Here is a 23,529-nt window from a genome sequence, read left to right as displayed (position 1 = left end):
AAACTCCTGGGATCCCCCCCGATAGAGCGTTCTTTGGCAATTTGAAATCTGAATGGATACCCAAGGCCAGCTAGCGAAACGATGACGAGGCCAGTAGCGATGCTTTGCGATGAGCGGCCCCGCCGCGCACAGATTAGGGGGGACGTTCGTCGTCAGTCAGGTTGTAGCGCTTTAGCGCTAAGCTGGACGGGCTCGGTTTCAATCAACTTGCGCGACAGGATCATTGATTGTGTCAACGCTACGTATTTCTTGAAGTGCGGGGATTCGATGTGTGCCCGATATGCACCCTCGCTGGCGTATATCTCGAAAAAACGCAGACTGTTCGGCTTGTCTTTCTCCGCAACTGAGTAGATGGCGAGCACGCCGGGTTCTATACGGACGGACTCTTCCATCTCTTCCCTGAGAGCCAACTTGTATGCTTCAAGCTGTGCCGGATCAATCACCAGTTCGGCAATGCGTACCACGGCCGCAGTTGCCTCTTGCGCCTGCACCATATCTACCCCGGGGCCACATGCCATTACTGCGGCAAATATTGCCGTCAGGAGCCGATGTCTGTTCTTCGTCATTCGAAATTTCCTTGGGTCGATGATCTGCGCATGAGTTTGCCTGATTTTTTCAGGCCGTCATGTTCGACTCGGCAACATGAATCACAGTCGCACTGCGCCCCGCCAGCCAGGCAAGCGCAGACGCGGTAACCAACACTGCCGCGCTGAGCTCCATGCACAGCGCTCCAGCCACGTTTTTCTGTAGAAGGCCCTGTAACAGATCGACACATTCTCCCGGACAATCGGCTCGGGCCCTAGTGCATTCCTCTTGAATGCTTGCCTATTCCTGTGAGGATGCAGGGTGATGTGCTGCAGTGATCTTCCACCAGCATTTGCGCCACTCCACCGGTATAAGCCCTAGTAGAAAAGTGGCTCCGACGCCGCACGCCTTGCCCGACCTATCCAATTGCGGTACAAAACGCCCCAGTTGTACGACAACATAATAAAAACCCGCTGGCCCTCCCGAATGGCCGAGCACTGTTCGAGATCTGCCATGCCCCGCCCTACGCTTGCGCCAACCGCACCGACGCCCTTTCCCCGCCATCTCGCCGTGATCATTCTTCTGTGCATGGGCTGTGCGTTCGCCGGCAACCATGTGGCGGCGCGGGTCGCTTTTGATGATGGCGCGGGGGTGTTGCTGGCGATTTTGCTGCGTTCAGGCGGGACTTTACTGGTGCTCGCCATTCTGGTGCTGTGGCAACGACAAAGTCTGCGTCTGCCGGCGGGTGCCTGGCGCTGGCAATTGCTGTTGGGGCTGCTGATTACCGCGCAAAGCCTGTGTCTGTACTCGGCCGTTGCTCGGGTCCCGGTGGCGCTGGCGCTGCTGGTGGCCAACGTTTTTCCCATCCTGCTGGCGTTGCTCACCTGGGCGATGGGTGGCCCGAGACCGACCGCACGCACTGCTTCGCTGATGGGTTTGATTCTGGTGGGGCTGGTATTTGTACTGGACGTGCCCGGACGTCTTTCGTCGACGGCCAGCGTCGGCCCGGAATGGGGGCTGGGCGTCGCGCTCGCGTTCTGCGCCGCCAGCGTGTTCGCCTGCGCGCTATGGATCACCGACCACAAGTTGTCTCAGGTACGTGGCTCGGCGCGCAGTCTGTTGACCATTTTTATCGTCTTCAGCAGCATTAATCTGGCGGGACTGACCGGCGCCTTCCCAAGCGGACTGAACCTGCCCGCGACCTCCACCGGATGGCTGGCTCTCGCCACGCTTGTGGTGTTATACGGCACCGGTTTTATCGTGCTGTTCATTTCGGTGCCTCGGCTGGACATGCCACGCAATGCGCCGGTCATGAACATCGAGCCGTTGGCGACTTTGTTGATGGGCTGGATTGTCCTGGATCAAATGCTCAGTACCGGGCAGGTTTTCGGCGGGGTGATTGTGGTCACCGGCATCGTATTGCTGACGTATCGCAGATCGGTTATCAAGGCTGAAGCCAAAGCTGTGGTGTGATCACTGGCTCGCTCTACCTCGCTCAAACCCGATAATAAGTCCGATACCACTGCACAAAAGCCGCCACTCCGATATCAACCGACACTTGGGGGCTGAAGTCGATGCACCCGCCAAGCGCCGAAACATCGGCCCAGGTCTTGACCACATCACCTTCTTGCAGCGGCAGATAATTGCGCTGGGCCTCGATGCCCAGCGCCCGCTCCAGACACTCGACAAACGCCAGCAGCGCGACCGGACTGCCGCGGCCGATATTGAACAACCGATTGGCGCCGCGCCCTTGCGTGCCCTCAGGGGGCTTGCTCAACAAGCGCTGGATCGACTCGACAATGTCGTCGATGTAGGTGAAATCCCGAGCCATTTGCCCTTCGTTGTAGATATCAATGGGGCGCCCCTCGATCATCGCCTGGGTAAACTTGAACAGCGCCATGTCGGGCCGCCCCCAAGGCCCGTACACCGTGAAAAAACGCAGCCCGGTGGCGCGCAAGCCATAGAGATGGCAGTAGCTGTAAGCCAGCAATTCATTGGCGCGTTTGGTCGCCGCGTAGAGTGAAACCGGCTGCTCGACCGGGTCGTCTTCGTGGAACGGCATCTTATGATTGGCGCCGTACACCGAACTGCTCGACGCGTAGATCAGGTGCTCTGGAGGAAACTGCCGACAGGCTTCAAGCACGTTCAGAAAACCCACCAGATTCGATTGCCCGTAGACGTCCGGTTGATCCAGCGAATACCTGACACCGGCCTGCGCTGCCAAGTGAACGACGTATTCAAAACGATGCTGTTCGAATAAGGTCATCAGCGCAGGTTTGTCGACGATGTCCATTTCGTGAAATTCAAAGCCTGGCAAAGATTGCAATGCGGCGAGTCGCGCCTGTTTGAGCGTGACGTCATAGTAGGCATTGAGGTTATCGATCCCGACAACTTCAATTCCCCCTTCAATCAAACGCTTAACAGTGTGGTAGCCAATAAACCCGGCAGCACCGGTCACGAGAATAGTCATGGCAATGCTTCCCCTTTAATACTTGGTTTGTGAGCGACTCAGCGATCAAAACAAACAATGGCGATTCTTTGACGCCACTAATCCATGCAACGGTACCGCAAGTGCCAACTACTGGAAGTTGTGAGGTTATAGCAGAGTTGATAGCGAGGCTTCAAAACTTCATGCAAACCACAGAAAAGCTACAATTGGGTTATTTCACCCACTAACGGGGAAAGCATTGTTAGTAACTAAACCGACTTGACAAGCCCCTGCAATCGAACGCGACCGCGCATAATCGAAAAAGTTTTGCGCAATTCTGAAAATTTAAAACCATATATAAAACATAGACTTGAACAAAACGAAAAATACCGATGGATAAATGGCGCTTTTTTTGACTGTTAGTATTTGACAGCCGATCATGACTGGCCGATAACTATTCCCTGCCTGACTTGCCTACGCCGGAACCTTGCAGGTCTTCCACCGTTAGTTGCCAGGCGACTATCTAAAAAACATTTCAAAAAGGTTGCATGTGCAAACCGTGCGGTAGCTTTGCCCAAACGAAAATTACCGCGTTTTGCACCGAAGACAGCCCGATCCACAACTAGAGCACGACCCGAGTGATTCATTTCTGAAACACTTACCCTGCCAATAAAAACATGTAACGCATCTGGCTTCGCCATCTTGGCCTTGATCAGCCTACTAGCTACCAGCAAGCATGAATACGCACTGAAGTGTGTGCGTTCGGCATGCTTACACTTTCGCTATGTATGGAGTATTCCAGCATGCTAACGAGTCGCCGCAGCGGTTCTAACTGGTATTTATTGCAGTGCAAACCTCGCCAGGATGAGCGGGCGCAATTCAATCTGCTTCAACAGGGTTACGCCACCTTTCGGCCTGAGCTGATGAGTAGTCGCATCGTGCGGGGCAAACGGCACAACGTTATCGAATCGTTGTTCCCGGGTTACCTGTTCATTCAGCTCAGCGCTGATGACAACTGGGGCCCGATCCGCTCCACCCGTGGCGTCAGCCGCATCGTCGAATTCAATCATGTGCCCGCCATCGTCCACGATCAGGTGATCGAACACCTGCGCGAGCGCAGTGCAACGTCGCTTGAATCCCCCACTCCCAACGCGCTCGAACCCGGTGAAATCTTGCACATCGTTCAAGGTTCGCTGGAGCCGCTTGAAGGTGTCTACCTGTCATCGCTGGGTGCTGAACGCGTGATGATTCTGTTGCAGTTTCTTAACCGGCAACAGCCTGTCCGCGTACCGCTGAGCCTGCTTGAGCGACAACGACAGTAACGCCCGCAATCCCCCTCAGCCATACGCCGATATCCACTTTGCGGACCAAGAACCATGGCCCTGAATTCCCGCTGCCCCGCTGCCCTGCTCTTGGCCTTTCTGTACCCCGAAGTGGCCTGGTGCCTGGAGCCACAAGCGATCAATGTCTACGGCTTCGACTTCATCCCGAAGTTCGGCTTGTCGGAAAGCTACGACGATAACTTTCGTGAGCTTGAATACAATGTTCAATCGACGATGGTCACTCGGCTGGCGCCCTACTTCGAGCTCAAGGCCGAGGATCGCAACAGTGCGACGCGGCTGATCTGGGAGCCCACGCGCTACATCTATCACCAGGATGACGATGCCTCGAACACCGCCCAGCGCGTGCGCGCCGACAGCATCATGGAGTTCACTGACCGCCATCGGCTGAAACTCGAAGCTGAAGCGCGCAAGTACGAGCGCACGACCTCAACAGCTGTCGATGGCATCAACGACAAGATCGAAAGTACCCGAGTCAACGGCGTGTACACCTTCGGCGCGAAAACTGCCGCCAATCAAATTGACCTCGGCGCCAGTTATGCGCAACTGCGCTACGACAACGGCGGCGGCATCAACGACGACAAAGAGCGCAACACCAGCGGCTTTTCCAGCATCTGGTATCACCGCCTCGGCAGCAACACCCGCGGCCTGCTCGAATACGACCACACCCGGTTCGATTATCTGCAATCGGGCAGCACCCGCAGCAGCCGTTCCAATGCGTTGCTGGGCGGAGCCGAGTGGGACATGAGCGCCCGTACCACCGGCAAACTCAAGGTGGGTTATGAGCGCAAGAACTTCGACGAAAGCGGTGCCAGCGACCTGAGCAATCCCACCTGGCAAGTGGATCTGCAATGGAAACCGCGCACCTATTCAACCTTCACCTTCCTTGCCCGCCAGGCCATGGCTGAAGGTGACGACGGCGCTGACGCCGTGAAGTCGACGTTCACCCAGGTCGGCTGGCGCCACGGCTGGACGGAACGCATCACCACCGTGGCGCAGGCCGGCATGGGCCGCTACGACTACGAGGGTCAGTCGCGCAGCGACAACCTTCAGGACTACAACCTGGCGGTGATCTACAAGATGCGCCGCTGGCTGGATATCGAACTCGGTTATCGCTTTCGCGATAACGACTCGGACGCCGACAACGAGAGCTTCACCCGCAACGTCTTCCAGATCAGTTTCGACGTCAGTCTCTAAGAGGCCAGGCCCATGAATGTGCGCATCGTTTTCCTGTTGTTGCTGGTGTGGCTGACTCCCGCAGTCCACGCCGCCGAAACCCTTACCGACTACAAACTCGCGGCTGGCGATGTCTTGCGCATCACCGTGTTCGGCGAACCGGAGCTGAGTTTCAAGAAGATCCGCCTCAACGATGCCGGAACGTTCTCGTATCCGTTCCTGGGCGAAGTCGTCGCCCGGGGCCTGACGCCCAATCAGGTGGAGCAGAAAATCGTCGAGGGCTTGAAGCAAGGCTATCTGGTCGATCCCAAGGTCAGCCTCAGCCAGATCGAATACCGACCGTTCTACATCAATGGCGAAGTGCAGAAGCCTGGCAGCTACCCGTTTCAGCCCGGACTCACGCTTGAAAAAGCCATTGCCCTGGGCGGTGGCTTGACCGAACGCGCTTCTATGAAGCGCGTGACCATCCTGCGCGGCGTGGGTGGCCCGCCCGTAATCGACGACATCAGCCGCACTACGGTCATCAGTCCGGGTGACACCATTTCCATTGCACAAGGCTTTTTCTAATCATGGACAACAGCCCTAGCACCTACGTCGAACGTCCCCTCCAGGCGCACTTGCGTGCGTCGCACAACGAAGAGTCGGACACCCTGGACCTGCTTCAGCTCTGGCGAACCGTCTGGGCGGCCAAGTGGAACATCGCCTTGCTGGTGTTGCTCAGTTGCGCGCTGGCAGCGGCCGCATTGTCCATGGTCACGCCGCAATACGTCGGCAGCACCACCTTGCTGATCAAGGACAAAACACCACCGGTGATGAGTTTTCAGCAGAACGCCGATACCGGTGGTTCGACCACCACTGATTATTTGCAGACGCAACAGGCGTTACTGCAATCGCGCGATCTTGCCGAACGTGCGGTGAAGAAGCTTGGGCTGACTACCAACCCGATCACAGACCCTCGTCAGCAGCCCAAATCATGGTTCGCGCCGCGCCAATGGCTGGCCGAGCTCAATCGTGGTGAATGGCTGCCCTGGCTGGAATACCTGCCGGCGCCCAAGCCAGCGCCGACCGAAGAGGACGTGTTTAACGAAGTCACGCAAAACCTGATGTTGCACACCAGCGTCAAATTCGTCGGCAAGAGTCAGTTGATCGAAATTGAAGTCGAGCTGCCTGACGCAGCGCTCGCGGCCGACACCGCCAATGCACTGGCTCAGGGCTTTATCGACAGCCAGCAGGACACCAGCCTCAAGTCTTCGCAAAACAACACCAGCTGGATGAACACCCGCCTGGTAGAGCTGCGCAATAACCTGCGCGCCGCTGAAAACAAACTGCAGGGTTATCGCGAGGAACAAGGTCTGGTGGATGTCGACGGCGTCGCGACCATCAGCGCCAACGAGTTGCAAATGACCGGCAATCGGATGATCGACGCGCGGCGCAATCGTGCCGAGGCCGAGAGTCAGTTCCGTCAGGCGCAGTCGTTGAGCAACGGCGATATCAGCCGACTCTCGAGTGTGCCGGCGGTGCTGAGCAACCCTTTGATCCAGCAATTCCAGGCGGATCTGGCCAAGGCGCAAGCCAAGGTCGAGGAGCTGTCCGGGCGCTACGGGCCGAAACACCCGTCGCTGGTGTCGGCCCAGACCGAATTGCGCACCGCCGCCAGCAGCCTGCGTCTGCAAGTGCAGCAAGTGGTCGCCGGCATTGAGCGCCAGTATCAGCTCGCGGTCGCCAGCGAAAGCGCGTTGCGCCAATCCTTCAACACCAACAAGGCGCAGATCCAGGACATCTCGCGCAAGGAATTCCAGCTGCGCGAATACCAGCGTGAAGTCGACAGCACCCGGGCGCTTTACGAAACCTTCGTCACCCGCCTGAAAGAAACCGCCGCCACCTCCGACATGGATTCGGCCAAGGCGCGGATCGTCGATGCCGCGATTGCGCCGACCGAAGCGAGCAAACCGCGCAAATCCCTGATCATCGCGATTGTCGCGCTGGTCGCCGCCGTCATTGGCATTGCGCTGGCCTTTTTGCTGGAAACCCTGAGCAACACCTTCAAGAGCGATGAAACCATCGAAAGCACCCTCGGCGTGCCGCTGCTCAGCGTGGTGCCGTTGGTGATGAAGAAAAGCCGTCGGCAACTGGCGCGCTTGTTCGAAGACAACGACAACCCGCGATTCTGCGAAACCATCCGCAACCTGCGCACCTGGCTCATGCTGCAAAACACCGAGGCGCCGGCGCAGGTGGTTTTGGTCACGTCGTCGGTGGCCGGTGAAGGCAAAAGCACCATCGCCAACAACCTCGCCTGCTCACTGACGTCGCTTGAGCGGGTGCTGTTGATCGACGCCGACATGCGTCAACCGACACTGTCGCTGAACTTCGATTTCCCACCGGAAAACCCAGGTTTGGCGAATGTGATCGCAGGCACCGCCAAACTCGAAGACTGCATCCGTACCGTGGGCAATCTCGACATGTTGCCGGCCGGCAGCCTGACGCTCTCCCCGCTTGACCCGTTCGACGCCCCGCGCCTGCCTTCGGCCCGTGCGCAATATGGATCCACTCACCGGCCGCCGGCGCAGGATCTGCTCAGTTCGCCGCGCCTGGGGCGCATGTTGGAGGCGCTAAAGGGCCGGTATCAACACATCATCATCGATTCGCCACCGGCGGAAATGGTCAGTGACGCCCTGTTGCTGGCCAAGCATTCGGACGCCGTCATCTACGTGGTGAAAGCCGAAAGCACACCGGTCGCGCAGGTGCAAAAAGGCCTCGCGGTACTTCAGCAAAGCCAGGCGCCGGTGTTCGGCGTGGTGCTCAACCAGGTCGATTTGCGCAAGGCGCGAAAATACGGCCACAGCCATTCGCGCTCCTTCTACGACTACGACTTCGCCCCCCGCTAACACTTGAATTTTTAACACAGCCTTGGTGGCGAGAGCGCTAGCGCCCTCGCCTCAGGGGCCCGTTCGTTCTTTTTTTGTGAGATCGAGTCGATGACGCCGCTCAATACCGCTCAAATGGCCCACCGCCGTGGCCTGACTTTCTGGGGCCAGTGGCTGTGCGCGATGACCTTGGTCAACCTGTTGCTGATCGTGCTGGTGCAATGGCGGGTCGGCAGCCTGCCCAGCGAATACCGGGTGCTGATGATCCTGACGATTCTCGGATCGGTGCCGACGTACAGCCTCATGCAGGTCTATCACAAGCGCCATGGGTTGCTGGCCGGGCTCACCCGTTTGCTGGCCGGCTGGCTGATTTTGCTGGCGGCGCTGAGCACCATCGCGTTTGTCACGCAGACCAGCGCCCTGTATTCACGGCAAGTGATGCTGGTCTGGGCGATCGGCGGATTTGTGGTGCAGATGTGCAGCTTCCTGCCGCTGCATTTCGTCGTACGACTGTATACGCGACTGAGCCGCAACGACCGTCGCTCAGTGATCATCGGTACGTGTTCAACAGCGCATGAATTGGCGAAAAAGCTTATTCACCCCGACCGTACTTTGTTGCTCGGCTTTGTTTCCGCCACGCCGCTGGTGCGCCCGGCACCGAGCATTCTGCCGCTGCTGGGGCATGTCGACGACATCCGTGAAATCATCACTCGCCTCGAAGCCCGTCGGGTCTACATCGTCTTGCCGATGGCCGACGCCGCCACCATCGAAGCGCTGTACATCGACCTGCTCGACATCAACGTCGACGTGGTGTGGATTCCCGATTTCGGCAGCATGGTCTTGCTCAACCACTCGATTTCGGAAATCGAGCGAATGCCGGCGATCTACCTCAACGAAAGCCTCATCACCTCGCACCCCGGCAGTCTGTTCTGCAAGGACTTGCTGGAGCGCAGCCTCGCCGCCATGGCGCTGGTGGTGCTCAGCCCGTTGCTACTGGGCGTGGCGATTGCGGTGAAATGCTCATCCCCCGGGCCCGTACTGTTCAAGCAAAACCGCCACGGCTGCGACGGTGAAGTGATCAAGGTCTGGAAGTTTCGCTCGATGCGCGTCCACGACGAGCACGAGGTGCGCCAGGCCAGCCGCAACGACGACCGCGTGACGCCACTGGGACGTTTCCTGCGCCGCAGTTCCATCGACGAACTGCCGCAACTGTTCAACGTGTTGTTCGGGCACATGGCGCTGGTCGGTCCGCGGCCGCATGCCGTCACCCACAACATCTATTACACCGGCAAGGTGCGCGCCTACATGGCCCGCCATCGCCTCAAGCCTGGCATCACCGGGCTGGCGCAGATCACCGGGCACCGTGGCGAAACCGAAACCCTGGAAAAGATGCAGCTGCGGGTCGCCCAGGACCTGAACTACATCAACCAATGGTCGCTGTGGCTCGACATCAAGATTCTGCTCAAGACCCCCCTCTCGCTGTTCTCCAAAAACATCTACTAACCGCGCGCGCCCGGTTCCCGGGCCGTCAACACGACCTACCGAGGTTTACCCATGAATGTGAGCGTATTCGGCATCGGCTATGTGGGACTGGTTCAGGGCGCCGCGTTGGCGCAGGTCGGGCACGACGTGCTGTGTGTGGATGTGGACGCCGCCAAGGTGCAAGCCCTCGAAAGCGGCACGCTGCCGATCTACGAGCCAGGGCTGAGGACGTTGGTGCGAGACAACCATCAGGGCGGGCGCCTGCGCTTCGGGACCGACCTCGGTGCAGCGGTGCGCCACGGCGACGTGCTGTTGATCGCCGTGGGCACGCCGCCCGACGAAGACGGTTCGGCGGACTTGCGCCACGTGCTGAGCGTGGCGCGCACCATCGGCCTGAACCTGCAACGCCACGTGATCATCGTCGACAAGTCCACCGTGCCGGTCGGCACCGCAGACCGGGTGCGCGAATGCATCACCGAGGCACTGCAAGAAAGCGACCGCGCCGACGTGACGTTCGATGTCGTGTCCAATCCGGAATTTCTCAAGGAAGGCTGCGCGGTCGACGACTGCATGCGCCCCGACCGGATCATCATCGGCACCGACAGCCCGCGTGCCGAAGAGGTAATGCGCGAGTTGTACGAGCCGTTCAACCGCAACCGCGAAAAGATCATCGTGATGGATGTGCGCAGCGCCGAGCTGACCAAGTACGCCGCCAATTGCATGCTCGCGACCAAGATCAGCTTCATGAACGAGATGGCCAATCTCGCCGAAAAACTTGGCGCCGACATCGAGATGGTCCGCCACGGCATCGGCTCCGATCCGCGCATCGGTTATCAGTTCATCTACCCAGGCATCGGCTACGGCGGCTCGTGTTTCCCCAAAGACGTCAAGGCGCTGATCCACACCGCCGAGGGTGTCGACATCGATGCGCGGTTGCTCAAAGCAGTCGACTCGCGCAACAACGAACAGAAAACCACGCTGTTTCGCAAGATCTCCGATCACTTCAACGGTGCGTTGCAGGGCAAGACTTTCGCGTTGTGGGGCTTGAGCTTCAAACCCGACACAGATGACATCCGCGAGGCGCCGAGCCGCGTGCTGATGGAAGCGCTGTGGCGGGCAGGCGCCAACGTCCAGGCTTACGATCCCAAAGCCATGGAAGAAGCGCAGCGCTTATACGGCGCCCGCGATGACTTCAGCCTCGCCGGCACCAAAGAAGCGGCGCTGAAAAATGCCGACGCGCTGATCATCGTCACCGAGTGGACATTGTTTCGCGCACCCGACTTCGACCTGCTCAAACGCCAACTCAAGCAACCGCTGATTTTCGACGGGCGCAATCTGTTCGATCCGCAACGCATGAGCACGCGCGGCTTCACCTATATCTCGGTCGGCCGCCAGACCCAGCAGGCGCTTGAACCGGGTGATGCGTCATGATCCGGCTCGCCTTGATGGGGCATTACTCGCCGAATCTGCTGATGGGCAACCGGGCATTTTCGTTTATCAATTTCGCTTCGATTGGCAGTTTCATCCGCCAGCCGCCGCCCTCCGTCGCCTACTTCTGCGACGGCATGCTGATGTCGGGATTCATGTCGCGGGTCACCGGGCAACCGGTGCAGCGGGTCAGTTTTGATTTCACCTCGATTGCCGACCCGGTGTTGCGCGATGCCGAACAGCAGCAGTTGACGGTGTACATCGTCGGCGCCACGCAAACCGAGCTTGAGGCGTTCATCGTCAAGCTGCGCGGGCGCTATCCGCGACTGATTATTGCCGGCGCGCACAACGGTTATTTCAATCAGGCGCAAGCGGCGAACCTGCATGCGGACATTCGCACCAGCGCAGCGAACCTGTTGTTGGTCGGGCTCGGCGCCGGTTTGCAGGAGCGCTTCGTGATCGATGCGCTGAACGCCGGTTTTGCCGGAGTGGCCTTCACCTGCGGCGGTTTCATTCGTCAGGAAGCCAGCGCCAGCGAGTGCTACTACCCCGCCGCCATCAACCGCCTGCACCTGCGCGCGTTCTATCGCATGTACCGCGAGCCGCACACCATCAAACGCTACCTGCTCGACTACCCGCGCAACTTCTTGCAGCTGGCCGAGATGATCGTCCGGCACAAAGTTGCGATCGATATCACTGCGCCCTGAGCGCCGGGAATGACCATGCATATCCTCTTCACACTCAAAGATTTCAAGGCCGGTGGTGGCGTCGAGTGCGTGCAGCAACGGCTGGCCGGACAATTTCTCAAGGACGGGCGACGCGTCAGTTTCTTCATCATGAACGGCGAACGACCGGACAGCGACGAGGTGCCGACGATTGCCGGCGGCGGCAGCGGTGTTACCGGCCTGCTGCGTTCGGTGGTGTTGCTGCGCCGGTTGATTCTGCGCGAAAAGGTCACGCACCTGATCGGCGCCAAGGAGCAGGCCAACCTGTGCACCTGGCTCGCCACGCTGGGGACGCCGTGCAAGGTCATCTACACCCGGCACACCGACCTCGATTGTTCCGAACAACACACCGGCGTGCGCAGCCTGCGCCTGTTGTACGCGCTGTACCTGTGCGGCAGCGGCAAAGTGGTGGCGGTGTCGCTGGGTTTGCGTCAGGCACTGACCGGCCTGATGCCCTGGGGCCGCCAGCGGATTCGCTATTGCCCGAACGCGGTGGTCACCGAGCAATTGCTCAAAGCTGCGCAAGCGCCGTTGCCCGCCGATGTGCCGGCGCGGTACTGGTTGGGCGTCGGTCGGCTGGTGGAACTTAAAGGCTTCCACATAATGCTGGAAGCTTATGCGCTGGCAGCGCGTCAGGCCACGGTGCCTTATCTGGTGATTGCCGGGGACGGCCCGCTGCGCGGCGAACTCGAAGAACAGGCGCGACGCCTGGGCATCGCGCGCCAGGTCCATTTCACCGGCCACCTCGCCAATCCATACCCGCTGATCCGCCAGGCACGCCTGCTGATCCTCAGCTCGTTGCATGAAGGCATGCCGACCGTGCTGGTCGAAGCCCTTGCCCTCGGCACGCCAGTGCTGGCCACCGATTGCCCCACCGGCCCCCGTGAGTTGCTCGACGACGGTCGCGTCGGCCAACTGGTGCGGGTCAACGATGTGCCGGCGCTGGCGCAGGCCATGCTGCAAAACCTCAACAGCGACAAGTCCGCCCTCGGCAAAGCGGTCGCGGACGCGGTGCTTCCCTACACCAGCCAGCACGCGGCGCAGGCTTACTATCAGGTGTGGAATCAATGAAAAAACTGTTGATCATTCTTCAGGATCTCAGTGCGGGCGGCGCCGAGAAAATGATGGCGCGTCTGGCCGGTGCGCTGGTCGAGGCCGGCAACGACGTGACACTGCTGATGCTCACTGGCGGCGGCGTGAATCTGGCGGGGCTCGATTCGCGGGTCAAACAAGTCTCGCTGCACAGCCCTCGCAGCGTTGCCGCCGTCCCGGCGCTGACGCGATTCCTGCGGCGCAATCGCTTCGATGCGCAACTGGCCGCCCTCACCCACGTCAACGTGATAGCCATCGCCGCCGCCACGCTGTCGGGCACGTTGGCGCGGTTGCATGTCAGCGAGCGCAACGCCTTCTCCCGCGACAAACACGTTAATCCGGCGCTGCACGTGCGCTTCGCTTACCTGTTGGCTCCACTGTTGTACCGCTTGATTCCCAACCCGGTGATCTGCGTCTCGCGCGGTGTCGCTCAGGATCTGGTCGACACCACGCTGGCCCGCATGCGGGATGTGACCACTGCTGACAACCCGGTGCTCGACAACGACTTTCGCGAGCGGCCATTGGCGCCCGCCAGCCATCCCTGGCTGCTGGACAACACCTTGCAAGTGATCGTCGCGGTGGGACGCCTGGCCCGGCAAAAAGGTTTCGATACGTTGCTCGATGCCTTCGCCCGACTGCCCGATCGCAATACCCGGCTGATCATTTTTGGCGAAGGCTCGCTGCGCGCCGAACTGCTGGCGCAAGCCAATGCCCTGGGGGTCGCCGAGCGTTTTGACCTGCCGGGTTATGCCAGCGATGCGCTGGCGCAGATTGGCGCGGCGGATTGTTTCGTCCTGTCGTCACGCTTCGAGGGCAGTCCGAATGCGCTGGTCGAAGCGCTCTCGACGGGTACACCGGTGGTGTCGACGCGCTGCCCTTATGGGCCACAAGAGATTCTCGCCGAAGGCAGCGTCGCACCACTGGTCAATGTCGATGATCCGGCGGCGCTGGCGCAGGCCATCAGCCTGGAGCTGGCCCTGCCCCGCGACCTCAACCGACAACGGCGCATCGATGCCGCCGCACGTTTCGTCAGTGGTCGCGCGGTGAAAACCTACCTGACGGCGTTGCTCGGGAGTCCAGCGCCATGAACAGACTTCAAGTCCGCTATTCGACGCTGCGTGACGGCTTCATCCTGTTTGGCGTGATGTTCTACGTGCAGATCCTCACGTTCTTCCTCGGCATGGGCAGCGCCGCGAGTCTGGATGACGCGCAGAAAGATCTGGAAGGTAACGTCGCCAACCAGGTCTGCGGCTTGATCACGCTGTTGGTGCCGCTGTTCTTCTTTATCCGCAACAAGGTGTTCCTGAGCAAAAGCTTCTACCGGCAAAACGCTTTTCTGCTGGCGTTTCTGGTTTGCGTGGCAGCGTCAATCGGTTGGTCCGACGACCCGACCCTGAGCCTGAAGCGCTTCATCGCGATGATCAGCGTGGTGTTTTTCGCAGGCTTCATCGCCTGGCACTACAGCCTTGAAAGAATCGCCTTCATGCTCGGCTGCGTGATTGGTGCGGCGGCACTGATGGGTCTGATTTTCGCGGTGATCCGCCCCGACATCGCCTTCATCAGCGGCGGCATACGCGACGGTGCGTTCAAGGGTATTTTTTCCGAGAAGAATGCCGGCGCGCGGATCAACGCCATCGCCATTCTTTTACTGCTGCCGATGATCCGTCAGCGCAATCCACTGGCCATCGTCTACGCCGCGTTCTGTTTGATCGCCATTTGTCTGGCGCAGTCTGCCACCGGCATCGCGCTGATCGTCGCCGGCACCGCGAGTTATTGGTATTTCCTCACCTTGATCCGCTTGCGCATCAACCGTTCGCTGACGGCATTTTTCGTCGCGACCGTGGTGTACGGGCTGATCTGCGTGTTTCTGTACGGCAATTACACGCTGCTGCTGGAACTGGTCGGCCGTGATCCGTCACTCACCGACCGCACCCTTATCTGGGAGCTGCTGGGGCCGCTGATCGATGATCGCTTCCTCAAGGGCTACGGCTTCGGCGCGTTCTGGAGCAGTGCCGACGCGAGCGGATTCATCAAACGTTGGGGCTACATCGGCAACGCCCACAGCGGCTATGTCGAGACTTTGCTCAATGGCGGCCTGATTCAGTTGATCGCGCTGATCCTGCTGTTCGCGCAGACGTTGACCAAGCATTACCGGGCGATCACGGCCGAGCATTCGGCGCGCTATCACGCCTGCGCCCTGGTGATCATTGGCCTGTTCGCGGTCACCAACTACGTCGCCTACGTGATCCCCAACTATCGCTCGGCCGAGTTTCTGGTGTTCTGCGCCCTCGCCCTGTCGTTCCGCCATCACCACGTCAAACGCCCTGCGCCACTGCCGCGCGCCAATGCCTACGCCGCCCCGCGCTCCCGTGCGCGGGCCAAGGAGTTCTCATCATGTTGAACAGCTCTGTGCCCACGTCAGGATCGGTGTGCGTGATCATCCCGATGTACAACGCTGCCGCCAGCATCGGTCCGGCGCTCGACTCCCTTAGCCTGCAAACCCGCCGTCCGGACAAGGTAATAGTCATCGACGACGGCTCAAGCGACGAGGGCCCGCAAATCGTCACGGATTACGTCGCACCGTTTGAATTGATCCTGCTGCAACAGACTAATCAGGGCCCGGCAGCCGCGCGCAATCGCGGCGTATTCAGCGCCACCGAGCGCTTTATCGCTTTCCTTGATGCCGATGATCAATGGCACCCGGAAAAACTGCACAAGCAACTGGCGTTGTATGAGCAACTCACGCGTGAAGGGCGTCAGGTCGGGCTGATCGACTGCTACCAGATGAGCGAATTCAGCGACGGCACGCAACAGTTGGAGGACCGGCGCAAGGGCGGCAATCATTTTGCCGATTTCATGCGCGAGAACGTGATCAACGGCACCTCCGGCGTGCTGGTGTTGCGTGACGCAATCATCGCGCTGGAAGGCTTCGATCAGACGCTGCGCTATGCCGAAGACCGTTTGCTGTGGACGCGGATCGCCGAGCAGTGGGAGATCCACACCGTGCCCGAGGTGTTGCTGCGGCGCAGCGTCAACAACGGCAACATCACCGCGCAGCCGCGCAAGTATTACCCGTACAAAGTGCAATTTATCGAGCTCTACCTCGCCCGCTACGGCGCGCACATGAGCAAGCAGCAGCGCATTGATTTCGTCCTGGCCAACCACGCCGATTTTCTCTGCGCCTCGTCCCGGCGCGGCGACCACGCACATGTGATCAATGTGTTCCGCAACATGCTCGATCATTCTTGGCAGACGCTGTTTTTCTCCCGCGGCAAACCGACCCTGCGCTACGTCTACGCCTTGGCGAAGACGCTGCGCAGGACGGCTTGAGTCCGGGGCCCCGCCATGGCCAACCAGCGCCTGACTACCTTGATCTGGATCTTTACCGAGAAATTCGGCCTGATTTTCCTGTCGATGATCACCTTTGTCGTATATGCGCATTTGCTCACGCCGACCGAATTGGGCATCGGCACGATCATCATCGCCATCGTCGAGGTGGTCGGCATTCTCTACTCCTCGGTGCTTGAAGACCCGCTGGTCAGGCTCGAACGCCTGGAAGACAAGCACATCAGCACCGCGTTCTGGTTCTCCGTATTGATCAGCCTGGCGTCTATCCTGATCATCTCGCTGGGCGTGATGCTGTACACCCCATCGCCCGCCCTGCAATGGATGACGGCCATCGCCTCGGTGAAGATTCTGTTCACCATGATGGCGCGGGTCTACGTCGCGCAGATGCGCCGCAGCGGCAATTTCAAATTGCTGGCCTCGCGCACGCTGCTGGGTAAAGTCGTCGGCGGCGGCACCGGGATTGTCGTGGCGCTGCTGGGCTTCGGCCCTTGGGCGGTGATTGCCCAGGCGCTGATCATGGATCTGGTGTCGATGGCGGTGTTGATGCGCGGCGATCGGCGGCGCATCCCCTTCGCCATCGACGGGCCATTGTTGCTTGATCTGCTGCGCACGGGCACGCCGGTGGCGATCAACGTCATGAGTTCGCAAACCCTGCAACGCGGGGTCAACGTGGTGCTGGGCATCACCGCCGGCGCGCACGCGGTCGGCATGTTCAACCTGGCGATGCGCATCATCGACCTGCCGCGATCCGCCATCTACAACGGCCTGATGAGCTATGCACTGCCAGCCTTCGCCAGGCGCAGCGGCGAACCGTCACGGCTGGTCGGGCTGATCGGCGACACCACGGCCATCAGCGGCTTTTTGCTGACGCCGTTGTTTGTCGGTATCGCGCTGACTGCCGAAGACATCATCCTGCTGATCTTCGGCGCCAAATGGGCCGACGCCGTCGGGCTCCTGCAAGTGCTGGCCTGCACCGCCGCGCTGGGCAATCTGGCCCTCTATGCAACGACGGCGCTGGTCGCCGTCAATCGCACCTACCTGACCCTCAAGGCTGAAGTGCTCACCACCCTGCTCGCGCTGGCGTTGGTGTACGTCCTCGGGCCTGTGTATGGCGGCATGGCGGCGGCGATTGCGCTGTTGATCCGCATGGTCGCGATCACGCCGTTGCAGGTCATCGGCCTGAACACCGCGATCGGTTATGGCTGGCGCACCTTCTTCGAATCCGCCTACCGCAGCGTGATCGCCACGCTGGTGATGGCTGCTGTCGTGTCGTGGGTATCAAACCATTCGGGGCTGGTGGGCTATCTGCACCTGATCGCCAATATCGCCGCCGGCGGGCTGACCTACGCCTTGGCCTACAGCGTGTTGCACCCGCGCTGGCCGCATGAATTCAAGTTGGTGTTCACCACCCGGTGAGCACCGTTGCCTCTCTGGAGCACATCGTCATGCGCAAAACTACCCTGATCACCGGGGGCGCCGGCTACATCGGTTCCCATACTGCGTTGAGACTGGTGGAGGCCGGCCACCGCGTGCTGGTGCTGGATAACCTGAGCAACAGCAGTGTCGAATCGATCCGTCGGCTGGAGTCACTGAGCGGCACACGGATCGAATTCATCGAAGGCGACATCCTCGATTCACGCCTGCTCGACGAGATTTTCAGTGACTACGCCATCGACGCCGTGATGCATTTCGCCGGGCTCAAAGCCGTGGCGCAAAGCGTGCGCAAGCCCATGGATTATTACGCCAACAACGTCACCGGCACGCTCACGCTGTGCCAGGCAATGGCACGTGCGCACGTGTTCAATCTGGTGTTCAGTTCCTCGGCGACGGTCTATGGCGAACCGGCGTGCACGCCCATCGGCGAAGACCTGGGTACCGGCAAACCGTCCAACCCCTACGGCCGCTCGAAGTTGATGGCCGAAGAGTTGCTGACCGACCTGACGTGTTCCGATTCACGCTGGAACATCGCCGTGCTGCGCTACTTCAATCCCATCGGTGCCCACGAAAGCGGAATGATCGGCGAGGCGCCCAACGGCATACCGAATAACCTGCTGCCGTGCCTGACGATGGTCGCGACCGGCCGCATGAGTGAATTGATGGTGTATGGCAACGATTACCCGACCGTCGACGGCACTTGTGTGCGCGACTACATTCACGTGGTCGACCTGGCCGAAGGTCACCTCAAGGCCCTCGAACGACTTCATGGCGACCATGGCATTCACATCTGGAACCTCGGCACCGGCATCGGTTACAGCGTGCTGCAACTGATCCGCGGTTTCGAGGATGCCACCGGGGTCAGCATTCCCTACCGCTTTGCACCCCGGCGCGCCGGCGATGTCGCGCAGTATTGGGCCGATGCGAGCAAGGCCAGCCGCGAGTTGGGCTGGAGCGCACAACGCAGCCTGGGGCAAATGCTCACGGACAGTTGGCGCTGGCAGTCGAACAACCCGGACGGCTACCACCCGCAACCTGCACCGATGTTGGCATTCGCCGGCAAATAACGGTTGTCTGATTCAGGGAAGGACTTAGCCATGTTCAGGCAAACCTTACGGGCAATGCTTTGGCTGATGTTGAGCGCCAGTGCGCAGGCGTCCGCCGAGCTGCCCGTCACCGATGGGCTGGTGCTGTGGCTCGATGGCGCCGATGCGGTGCATATGACTCTGGATGCGCAAAATCGGGTCTCGCGTTGGCATGACAAATCCGGGCAATCCAATGATGTCAGCCTTGATGACCCGGCCGCCGCCTCACTGCCCTTGCGCGTGGAGAACGCCCTGAATGGTCGCTCGGTGCTGCGTTTCAACGGTGCCTCGGCCTTCACCGGTCAGGCAATCCGCACCGCGAAGGGTTCGGTAACGGTGTTCGTGGTCTCGCGCCGCTTGCCGGATCAGGCCGGGGGCAAAGCCTGGCAGCGCTTGTTCAGCTCGCGCCCGCAACTGGCCGACAACGACAACGTGGCGCCCAACTTCGGTCTCAGCGTGCAGCAGACCGGGGCCTATGCGCCGACAGTGGCGTTTCTGGAGACCACCAACGTGCCCATCGGCCCGTTCGCCGTGGCGCGCAACGTGGTCGGCACTTCGGAAATTCTGCGCGGCGACATTGCCGAAGTGCTGGTCTACGATCGGCTGCTGGCCTCTCAGGCAGAACGTCAGCAGGTGTCGGATTACCTCCACCAAAAATGGGCGGTGACACTGCCGCAACCGTCAACCGCCTGGACCCGCACCGGCCCGCTCGGCCCAACGCCAGCGCGCACCAACGCCAACCTGCCGTTATCCGATCAGGCGAATGCCGGAAAGTGGGTGCTGGATACGCGGCTGTCCGACGAGTTCAACGGCAACGCCATCGACGCGACGCGTTGGCACGTCAACAACGCCACCGGCACCGACTCGCTCGGACGCAAACCGGCGTTGTTTCTGCCCGAGAATGCCAAGGTCGCCAACGGCAATCTGAACATCTCGTTTCGCAAGCAGACGCTGCCCGAAAAATACATGCGCCTGGGCTACAAGGACTACAGCTCGGCGATGGTGCGCACCATTGAACGCGGGCTCTACGGCTATTACGAAACCCGCGCCAAACCGATGAACTCGGCGGGCTCCAGTGCGTTCTGGCTGGCCTGGACCGGGCTGCCGGACAACGCCACCGAAATCGATATCTTCGAAATCGGCGGCAAGACCCTCAATGGCAAATTCGATGTCATGTACAACATGAACGCGCACGTCTGGGCCACACCCCAAAGCGATGAACACCTGAGCGACGGCAGCACCTGGATTGCGCCATGGCGATTGGCGAACACCTTTCATGTCTATGGTTTCGATTGGCGGGCGGACACCCTGCGCTGGTACGTCGACGGGGTGCTGGTGCGCGAGGCAAAGAACACCCACTGGTTCTTCCCGATGCAGATCGTGTTCGACAGCGAGGCGATGTGGGACTGGTTCGGCGTGGTCGATGACGCCGACCTGCCCTCCACGTTTCGTGTCGACTATGTGAAGGTCTGGACGCAACGTCCGTAGAGCCAGACTGATCGGTAGAACTGTTTCCGAGCACATTTCGGTCTTCTGATGATTGGTACATGGCGCGAGTTTAATGCCTGCATCCGCTGGTCTAGCCTTGTACAAAACCACTCGGGAGAAAACGCCATGTTTCTCGCTCTCAGAAATCTGTTTGTGCTGTCCTTGGCAGGCATTTATTGCATCGCGGCAATTGCTCAGGAACCCGCCAGCGTCGATCAACCGCCGGCAATACTCCCCCTGGAATCCGAATCGCAGGCAAAAATCATCGCCTATCCGCCGCTGGCCGGGCCGCTCGCGCGCGGCGTGGTAATCATCCAGTATCGAACAGAGCACGCCAGGATCATGCCGGTGTTTGGCAAAGTCGCGGGTGACGTATCACCCCGTCTCGGCCACCTTCACGTGACGGTAGATGACTGGAAAGGCACGTGGGCGCACACCAGTGAAGACCCGATCATTCTCGTGGGACTGACGCCTGGTCCGCACAAGGTACTTCTGGAAATCGCCGACCCGAACCACACCGTTCTCACCCGTACGACCGTCAGTTTCAGTGTTCCCGAGGTGAAACCAATGGATGTCCCGCCTATGGACGACGGGCACGCGAGTAAACCGTGACGGCCAATAACGGGAGGCCTGTTGCAGGCCTCCCGTTTTCATGGACCTCAGGAAGTGCCTAACCCCTGAGAAAGATCCGCCGATGTGCTGGATGCGGTTTTTTGCGATGCGTTGGATGTCGCATCCACATCCGCTTGCTCAGTGGTTTTGGTCACTGTGTCACGCACAGCCTCGTAACCCTCCTGAGCTTGTTTCTTCACTTTGTCGACCAGGCCCGCGCTGGTTCGTCCCATGTAACGCTGCTCGGTCGAAGTACTCGGCAATGCCGCACCAATCAATGCGCCCAATGCAATGCCCGCCGCCGCGACGACCAATGGCTGTTCCCTGAGCATTTGATTGAACTGCTGGCCCAACACCTGGGTGCTGCGATTGAGGCGGTCGCCGGCATCGTGCATCGCATGACTCAGGTTCTCGCCAGCAGCGCCAACGTTATCGCCCAAGTGGCTGGCCTTGTTTTTCAGCGACTGGTAACCGTCCTTCAGCGAGTCGGCAGTGTGATGCAGACTATCTCGAGCGCTGTCGATGCCGTCAGCCAGGCCATCCGCCCATTCCCCCGCCCGGTCCTGATCCGGACCGCTGCGATACACCGGTTGCGGCACTGGCGGGCGGTTCTGACTCATCATCAGCCACAGTAAACCGACTGATGTCAGCACGGCGGGCACGGGGTTGTTGCGCACGCTGGTGCCTAGATTGCTGACAAACGTCGAGCCATTGTTCTGCATCATGCTCCACGCCTGATCGAACATCTGGCCGGGCGTGAATTTGCTTTCCAGCTTGTCGACGATGTTGCCGATGCTGGCGCGCTGCGCGTCGATTTCCCGCTCGATCTGCTCAGGGCTTTTTTCCGATTCGATGTCCAGTTCACTTTTCATGAGACTTTCCTCCGCAGCGCTTCCTGATCTTTATTCAAAGCGTCCAGCGTCCGGTCAGGCTTGAAGTGGGACGGCTCGAATTGTTTTTTGCCCGATTGCAGCATGATGAAGCCGATAACCATCACCACGACGCCGACAATCAGTGCCGCCAGCCACGGCGCCATCATCGTGCTGAGGGCGTAGACCGCGGACATCAACAGAATGATCAAGCCCGCCAGTAGCACGATCGCCCCGCCCGCCACCCCGGCAATGCCGGCCTTCAGCGTGGTCAGACTGGCTTGCAACTCGGCCTTGGCCAGCGCCAGTTCCTTGGTGAACAACGCGGGCACTTCGCGGGACAATTGCCGCAGCAGGCCAACCATCGAAGCGTCATCAGCTTGGGTGACAGGTCTTGCACCCGGCAGTTCGGAATCGTCTCTGTTCATCACAACTCTCCTTTCGTGCTTGGCGAAACAGGCGTAGATGACCCGGCAAAATCAGTGGGATGGTCGTACTCGTTCGGCGACGTCGGGGTGATGCCAGTGGCCAATCCAGGGTTGGAATTGGTGGTCGGTGGCGGGGAGGATTCGTAAGGTCGGTGCGCGCCATAGCCCGCGGCGGGCGGTGTCGAGGTGCCCGCCGCCGGATCGTGATTCGCACTGACCGTGACAGCGGCGGAACTGCCCGCCTTGAGGAACCGCGACAGGCCAAAACCCAGCGCGATACTGCCGGCAATGAACAAACCGGGGTTGCTGCGAGCCAGGTCAGCAGCGTCATGCAACAACTGTTCGGCACTTTTGCCGCGAAGGTTACCTGCCAGCCCGGTCATGGACTCGGCCATGTCGGTCAGGTAATCGGACATGCCCAGCGTGTCCTTGTCTTCCAGCTCCGAGACGAAGCTTTTCGCCCCCTGCGCCAAGGCCTCGATCTGGTCAGCGGCGGTGTCGCGATACTGGCCGAATTGTGCGTCAGCCTGTTGCCTAGCGCCGCCGATTGCGTCGGTGACATCGTCCTTTAAATGTTGAAAGTCCTGCGGCTTGCCATCATCTGGCGCACCGGACTGGGTGCCGGCCCTGCTGTCTGAAGTATTCATGTCGTCCCTCGCCTTCTGCTGAAAACGTCGTACGGGACTTCGCAGCACCATTGCCCTGAGCCCCTTAAAGTTAAGGACGGATCAGTTCTCGGGATCGTTCAAAGGATTTGATGAACGAGCAAACATCACCTCAAATTACGGCAACTGCAGGAGCTGCCGAGGGCTGCGATCTCTTGATCCTGGCTTGAAAACAGGGTCAGCCGTTTCCGGGGTATTACCCTTATTAGCGGCATCGACGTGAGCATTCTTCGGCGTTTGGAGTGGTGGTTGATGCGTTACAGGGGCTGAAGTAGTTAGCTGGCTAACTGGTTTCGGCCATAACAGACGCGCGCCAAGGAGCTCATCGGTCTATTCAACAACCACGTATTGGTCCACGCCAACGGAATACTTGTATGGCAAACCACCTGTAACTGAATATTCTTCCGCAGACGGATCTATACCGTTAAGGGCGAGAAAGTGTATGAGGTAAATACCTGGGTTTTCGAGTTTCTGTACGAACGTGATTTCGTAGCTCTCACCTGCTCCAATTGAAACCAGCGCTCCGCTTCGCCATCCAGC

At 59.8% G+C, this 23,529-nt stretch carries 21 protein-coding genes; 16 read left to right on the top strand and 5 right to left on the bottom strand.

Going from position 1 to position 23,529, the window contains the following annotated elements; genetic code table 11:
* Positions 1–152 precede the first annotated feature (152 nt).
* Positions 153–566, bottom strand: coding sequence for a putative quinol monooxygenase (locus tag ACA061_RS12535; protein ID WP_497301751.1), 414 nt, complete (start codon positions 564–566; stop codon positions 153–155).
* Between the two features lie 472 nt (positions 567–1,038).
* Between ACA061_RS12535 and ACA061_RS12530 the strand changes: the two genes are divergently transcribed.
* Positions 1,039–1,998 carry an EamA family transporter gene (locus ACA061_RS12530; RefSeq protein ID WP_497301750.1) on the top strand — a complete coding sequence of 320 codons (960 nt, stop codon included), beginning with the start codon at positions 1,039–1,041 and terminating at the stop codon, positions 1,996–1,998.
* Positions 1,999–2,020: 22 nt separating this feature from the next.
* Here the strand turns inward: ACA061_RS12530 and ACA061_RS12525 are convergent, their stop codons facing one another.
* Positions 2,021–2,995: an NAD-dependent epimerase/dehydratase family protein gene (locus ACA061_RS12525; RefSeq protein ID WP_497301749.1), complete on the bottom strand. Its 975-nt coding sequence runs from the start codon at positions 2,993–2,995 to the stop codon at positions 2,021–2,023.
* Between the two features lie 761 nt (positions 2,996–3,756).
* Here ACA061_RS12525 and rfaH point away from each other — a divergent pair.
* The 15 genes from rfaH (at position 3,757) to ACA061_RS12450 (ending at position 21,027) form a co-directional block, all read left to right on the top strand.
* The gene (gene rfaH, locus ACA061_RS12520; RefSeq protein ID WP_150591668.1) at positions 3,757–4,275 is read left to right on the top strand and encodes a transcription/translation regulatory transformer protein RfaH; all 519 of its coding nucleotides are present in this window, start codon (positions 3,757–3,759) and stop codon (positions 4,273–4,275) included.
* 54 nt (positions 4,276–4,329) lie between these two features.
* A complete protein-coding gene (locus ACA061_RS12515) occupies positions 4,330–5,490 on the top strand; it encodes an outer membrane beta-barrel protein (RefSeq protein ID WP_497301748.1) in 1,161 nt (386 codons plus the stop codon).
* 12 nt (positions 5,491–5,502) lie between these two features.
* Entirely contained in the window at positions 5,503–6,036 is a 534-nt protein-coding gene (locus ACA061_RS12510) for a polysaccharide biosynthesis/export family protein (RefSeq protein WP_150603213.1), read from the top strand.
* A gap of 2 nt (positions 6,037–6,038) precedes the next feature.
* Positions 6,039–8,354: a GumC family protein gene (locus ACA061_RS12505; protein WP_497301746.1), complete on the top strand. Its 2,316-nt coding sequence runs from the start codon at positions 6,039–6,041 to the stop codon at positions 8,352–8,354.
* A 90-nt stretch (positions 8,355–8,444) separates the two neighbouring features.
* A complete protein-coding gene (locus ACA061_RS12500) occupies positions 8,445–9,836 on the top strand; it encodes an undecaprenyl-phosphate glucose phosphotransferase (protein WP_210554647.1) in 1,392 nt (463 codons plus the stop codon).
* Between the two features lie 51 nt (positions 9,837–9,887).
* Positions 9,888–11,246, top strand: coding sequence for a UDP-glucose dehydrogenase family protein (locus ACA061_RS12495; RefSeq protein ID WP_497301744.1), 1,359 nt, complete (start codon positions 9,888–9,890; stop codon positions 11,244–11,246).
* Positions 11,243–11,950, top strand: coding sequence for a WecB/TagA/CpsF family glycosyltransferase (locus ACA061_RS12490; protein ID WP_150597689.1), 708 nt, complete (start codon positions 11,243–11,245; stop codon positions 11,948–11,950). The genes ACA061_RS12495 and ACA061_RS12490 overlap by 4 nt, the downstream gene beginning before the upstream one ends.
* 15 nt (positions 11,951–11,965) lie before the next feature.
* Positions 11,966–13,039, top strand: coding sequence for a glycosyltransferase (locus tag ACA061_RS12485; protein WP_497301742.1), 1,074 nt, complete (start codon positions 11,966–11,968; stop codon positions 13,037–13,039).
* Positions 13,036–14,148 carry a glycosyltransferase gene (locus ACA061_RS12480; RefSeq protein ID WP_210554643.1) on the top strand — a complete coding sequence of 371 codons (1,113 nt, stop codon included), beginning with the start codon at positions 13,036–13,038 and terminating at the stop codon, positions 14,146–14,148. Before ACA061_RS12485 ends, ACA061_RS12480 begins: the two co-directional genes overlap by 4 nt.
* Entirely contained in the window at positions 14,145–15,461 is a 1,317-nt protein-coding gene (locus ACA061_RS12475; protein ID WP_497301739.1) for an O-antigen ligase family protein, read from the top strand. Before ACA061_RS12480 ends, ACA061_RS12475 begins: the two co-directional genes overlap by 4 nt.
* Complete coding sequence (locus ACA061_RS12470; RefSeq protein WP_497301737.1) at positions 15,455–16,390, top strand: glycosyltransferase family 2 protein; 936 nt, start codon at positions 15,455–15,457, stop codon at positions 16,388–16,390. The genes ACA061_RS12475 and ACA061_RS12470 overlap by 7 nt, the downstream gene beginning before the upstream one ends.
* A gap of 15 nt (positions 16,391–16,405) precedes the next feature.
* The gene (locus ACA061_RS12465; protein WP_497301736.1) at positions 16,406–17,824 is read left to right on the top strand and encodes an oligosaccharide flippase family protein; all 1,419 of its coding nucleotides are present in this window, start codon (positions 16,406–16,408) and stop codon (positions 17,822–17,824) included.
* A gap of 29 nt (positions 17,825–17,853) precedes the next feature.
* Complete coding sequence (gene galE, locus ACA061_RS12460) at positions 17,854–18,909, top strand: UDP-glucose 4-epimerase GalE (protein WP_497301735.1); 1,056 nt, start codon at positions 17,854–17,856, stop codon at positions 18,907–18,909.
* A 30-nt stretch (positions 18,910–18,939) separates the two neighbouring features.
* Positions 18,940–20,415, top strand: a complete 1,476-nt coding sequence (locus ACA061_RS12455) for a family 16 glycosylhydrolase (RefSeq protein ID WP_497301734.1) — start codon at positions 18,940–18,942, stop codon at positions 20,413–20,415.
* A gap of 126 nt (positions 20,416–20,541) precedes the next feature.
* Positions 20,542–21,027: a DUF6130 family protein gene (locus ACA061_RS12450; protein WP_497301733.1), complete on the top strand. Its 486-nt coding sequence runs from the start codon at positions 20,542–20,544 to the stop codon at positions 21,025–21,027.
* A gap of 47 nt (positions 21,028–21,074) precedes the next feature.
* Here the strand turns inward: ACA061_RS12450 and ACA061_RS12445 are convergent, their stop codons facing one another.
* Genes ACA061_RS12445 through ACA061_RS12435 form a run of 3 tightly spaced genes read right to left on the bottom strand, consistent with a single transcriptional unit; the run spans position 21,075 to position 22,971 of the window.
* Complete coding sequence (locus ACA061_RS12445) at positions 21,075–21,899, bottom strand: DUF3618 domain-containing protein (RefSeq protein ID WP_210554638.1); 825 nt, start codon at positions 21,897–21,899, stop codon at positions 21,075–21,077.
* Positions 21,896–22,324 (bottom strand): phage holin family protein, encoded by a 429-nt coding sequence (locus ACA061_RS12440; RefSeq protein WP_150615801.1) that lies wholly within the window; start codon positions 22,322–22,324, stop codon positions 21,896–21,898. Before ACA061_RS12440 ends, ACA061_RS12445 begins: the two co-directional genes overlap by 4 nt.
* A complete protein-coding gene (locus ACA061_RS12435) occupies positions 22,324–22,971 on the bottom strand; it encodes a hypothetical protein (protein WP_497301732.1) in 648 nt (215 codons plus the stop codon). The genes ACA061_RS12440 and ACA061_RS12435 overlap by 1 nt, the downstream gene beginning before the upstream one ends.
* Between the last annotated feature and the right edge of the window lie 558 nt (positions 22,972–23,529).

The sequence above is a fragment of the Pseudomonas sp. LBUM1668 genome (assembly GCF_059695715.1).
The sequence above is the reverse complement of the archived record's forward strand: the minus strand, read 5'-3'. Positions and strand labels throughout refer to the sequence as shown.

Excerpts from the sequence above, each read along its gene's own strand:
- ACA061_RS12535 (WP_497301751.1), bottom strand. The coding sequence starts at position 566 with ATGACGAAGAACAGACATCGGCTCCTGACGGCAATATTTGCCGCAGTA.
- ACA061_RS12530 (WP_497301750.1), top strand. The coding sequence starts at position 1,039 with ATGCCCCGCCCTACGCTTGCGCCAACCGCACCGACGCCCTTTCCCCGC.
- ACA061_RS12525 (WP_497301749.1), bottom strand. The coding sequence starts at position 2,995 with ATGACTATTCTCGTGACCGGTGCTGCCGGGTTTATTGGCTACCACACT.
- rfaH (WP_150591668.1), top strand. The coding sequence starts at position 3,757 with ATGCTAACGAGTCGCCGCAGCGGTTCTAACTGGTATTTATTGCAGTGC.
- ACA061_RS12515 (WP_497301748.1), top strand. The coding sequence starts at position 4,330 with ATGGCCCTGAATTCCCGCTGCCCCGCTGCCCTGCTCTTGGCCTTTCTG.
- ACA061_RS12510 (WP_150603213.1), top strand. The coding sequence starts at position 5,503 with ATGAATGTGCGCATCGTTTTCCTGTTGTTGCTGGTGTGGCTGACTCCC.
- ACA061_RS12505 (WP_497301746.1), top strand. The coding sequence starts at position 6,039 with ATGGACAACAGCCCTAGCACCTACGTCGAACGTCCCCTCCAGGCGCAC.
- ACA061_RS12500 (WP_210554647.1), top strand. The coding sequence starts at position 8,445 with ATGACGCCGCTCAATACCGCTCAAATGGCCCACCGCCGTGGCCTGACT.
- ACA061_RS12495 (WP_497301744.1), top strand. The coding sequence starts at position 9,888 with ATGAATGTGAGCGTATTCGGCATCGGCTATGTGGGACTGGTTCAGGGC.
- ACA061_RS12490 (WP_150597689.1), top strand. The coding sequence starts at position 11,243 with ATGATCCGGCTCGCCTTGATGGGGCATTACTCGCCGAATCTGCTGATG.
- ACA061_RS12485 (WP_497301742.1), top strand. The coding sequence starts at position 11,966 with ATGCATATCCTCTTCACACTCAAAGATTTCAAGGCCGGTGGTGGCGTC.
- ACA061_RS12480 (WP_210554643.1), top strand. The coding sequence starts at position 13,036 with ATGAAAAAACTGTTGATCATTCTTCAGGATCTCAGTGCGGGCGGCGCC.
- ACA061_RS12475 (WP_497301739.1), top strand. The coding sequence starts at position 14,145 with ATGAACAGACTTCAAGTCCGCTATTCGACGCTGCGTGACGGCTTCATC.
- ACA061_RS12470 (WP_497301737.1), top strand. The coding sequence starts at position 15,455 with ATGTTGAACAGCTCTGTGCCCACGTCAGGATCGGTGTGCGTGATCATC.
- ACA061_RS12465 (WP_497301736.1), top strand. The coding sequence starts at position 16,406 with ATGGCCAACCAGCGCCTGACTACCTTGATCTGGATCTTTACCGAGAAA.
- galE (WP_497301735.1), top strand. The coding sequence starts at position 17,854 with ATGCGCAAAACTACCCTGATCACCGGGGGCGCCGGCTACATCGGTTCC.
- ACA061_RS12455 (WP_497301734.1), top strand. The coding sequence starts at position 18,940 with ATGTTCAGGCAAACCTTACGGGCAATGCTTTGGCTGATGTTGAGCGCC.
- ACA061_RS12450 (WP_497301733.1), top strand. The coding sequence starts at position 20,542 with ATGTTTCTCGCTCTCAGAAATCTGTTTGTGCTGTCCTTGGCAGGCATT.
- ACA061_RS12445 (WP_210554638.1), bottom strand. The coding sequence starts at position 21,899 with ATGAAAAGTGAACTGGACATCGAATCGGAAAAAAGCCCTGAGCAGATC.
- ACA061_RS12440 (WP_150615801.1), bottom strand. The coding sequence starts at position 22,324 with ATGAACAGAGACGATTCCGAACTGCCGGGTGCAAGACCTGTCACCCAA.
- ACA061_RS12435 (WP_497301732.1), bottom strand. The coding sequence starts at position 22,971 with ATGAATACTTCAGACAGCAGGGCCGGCACCCAGTCCGGTGCGCCAGAT.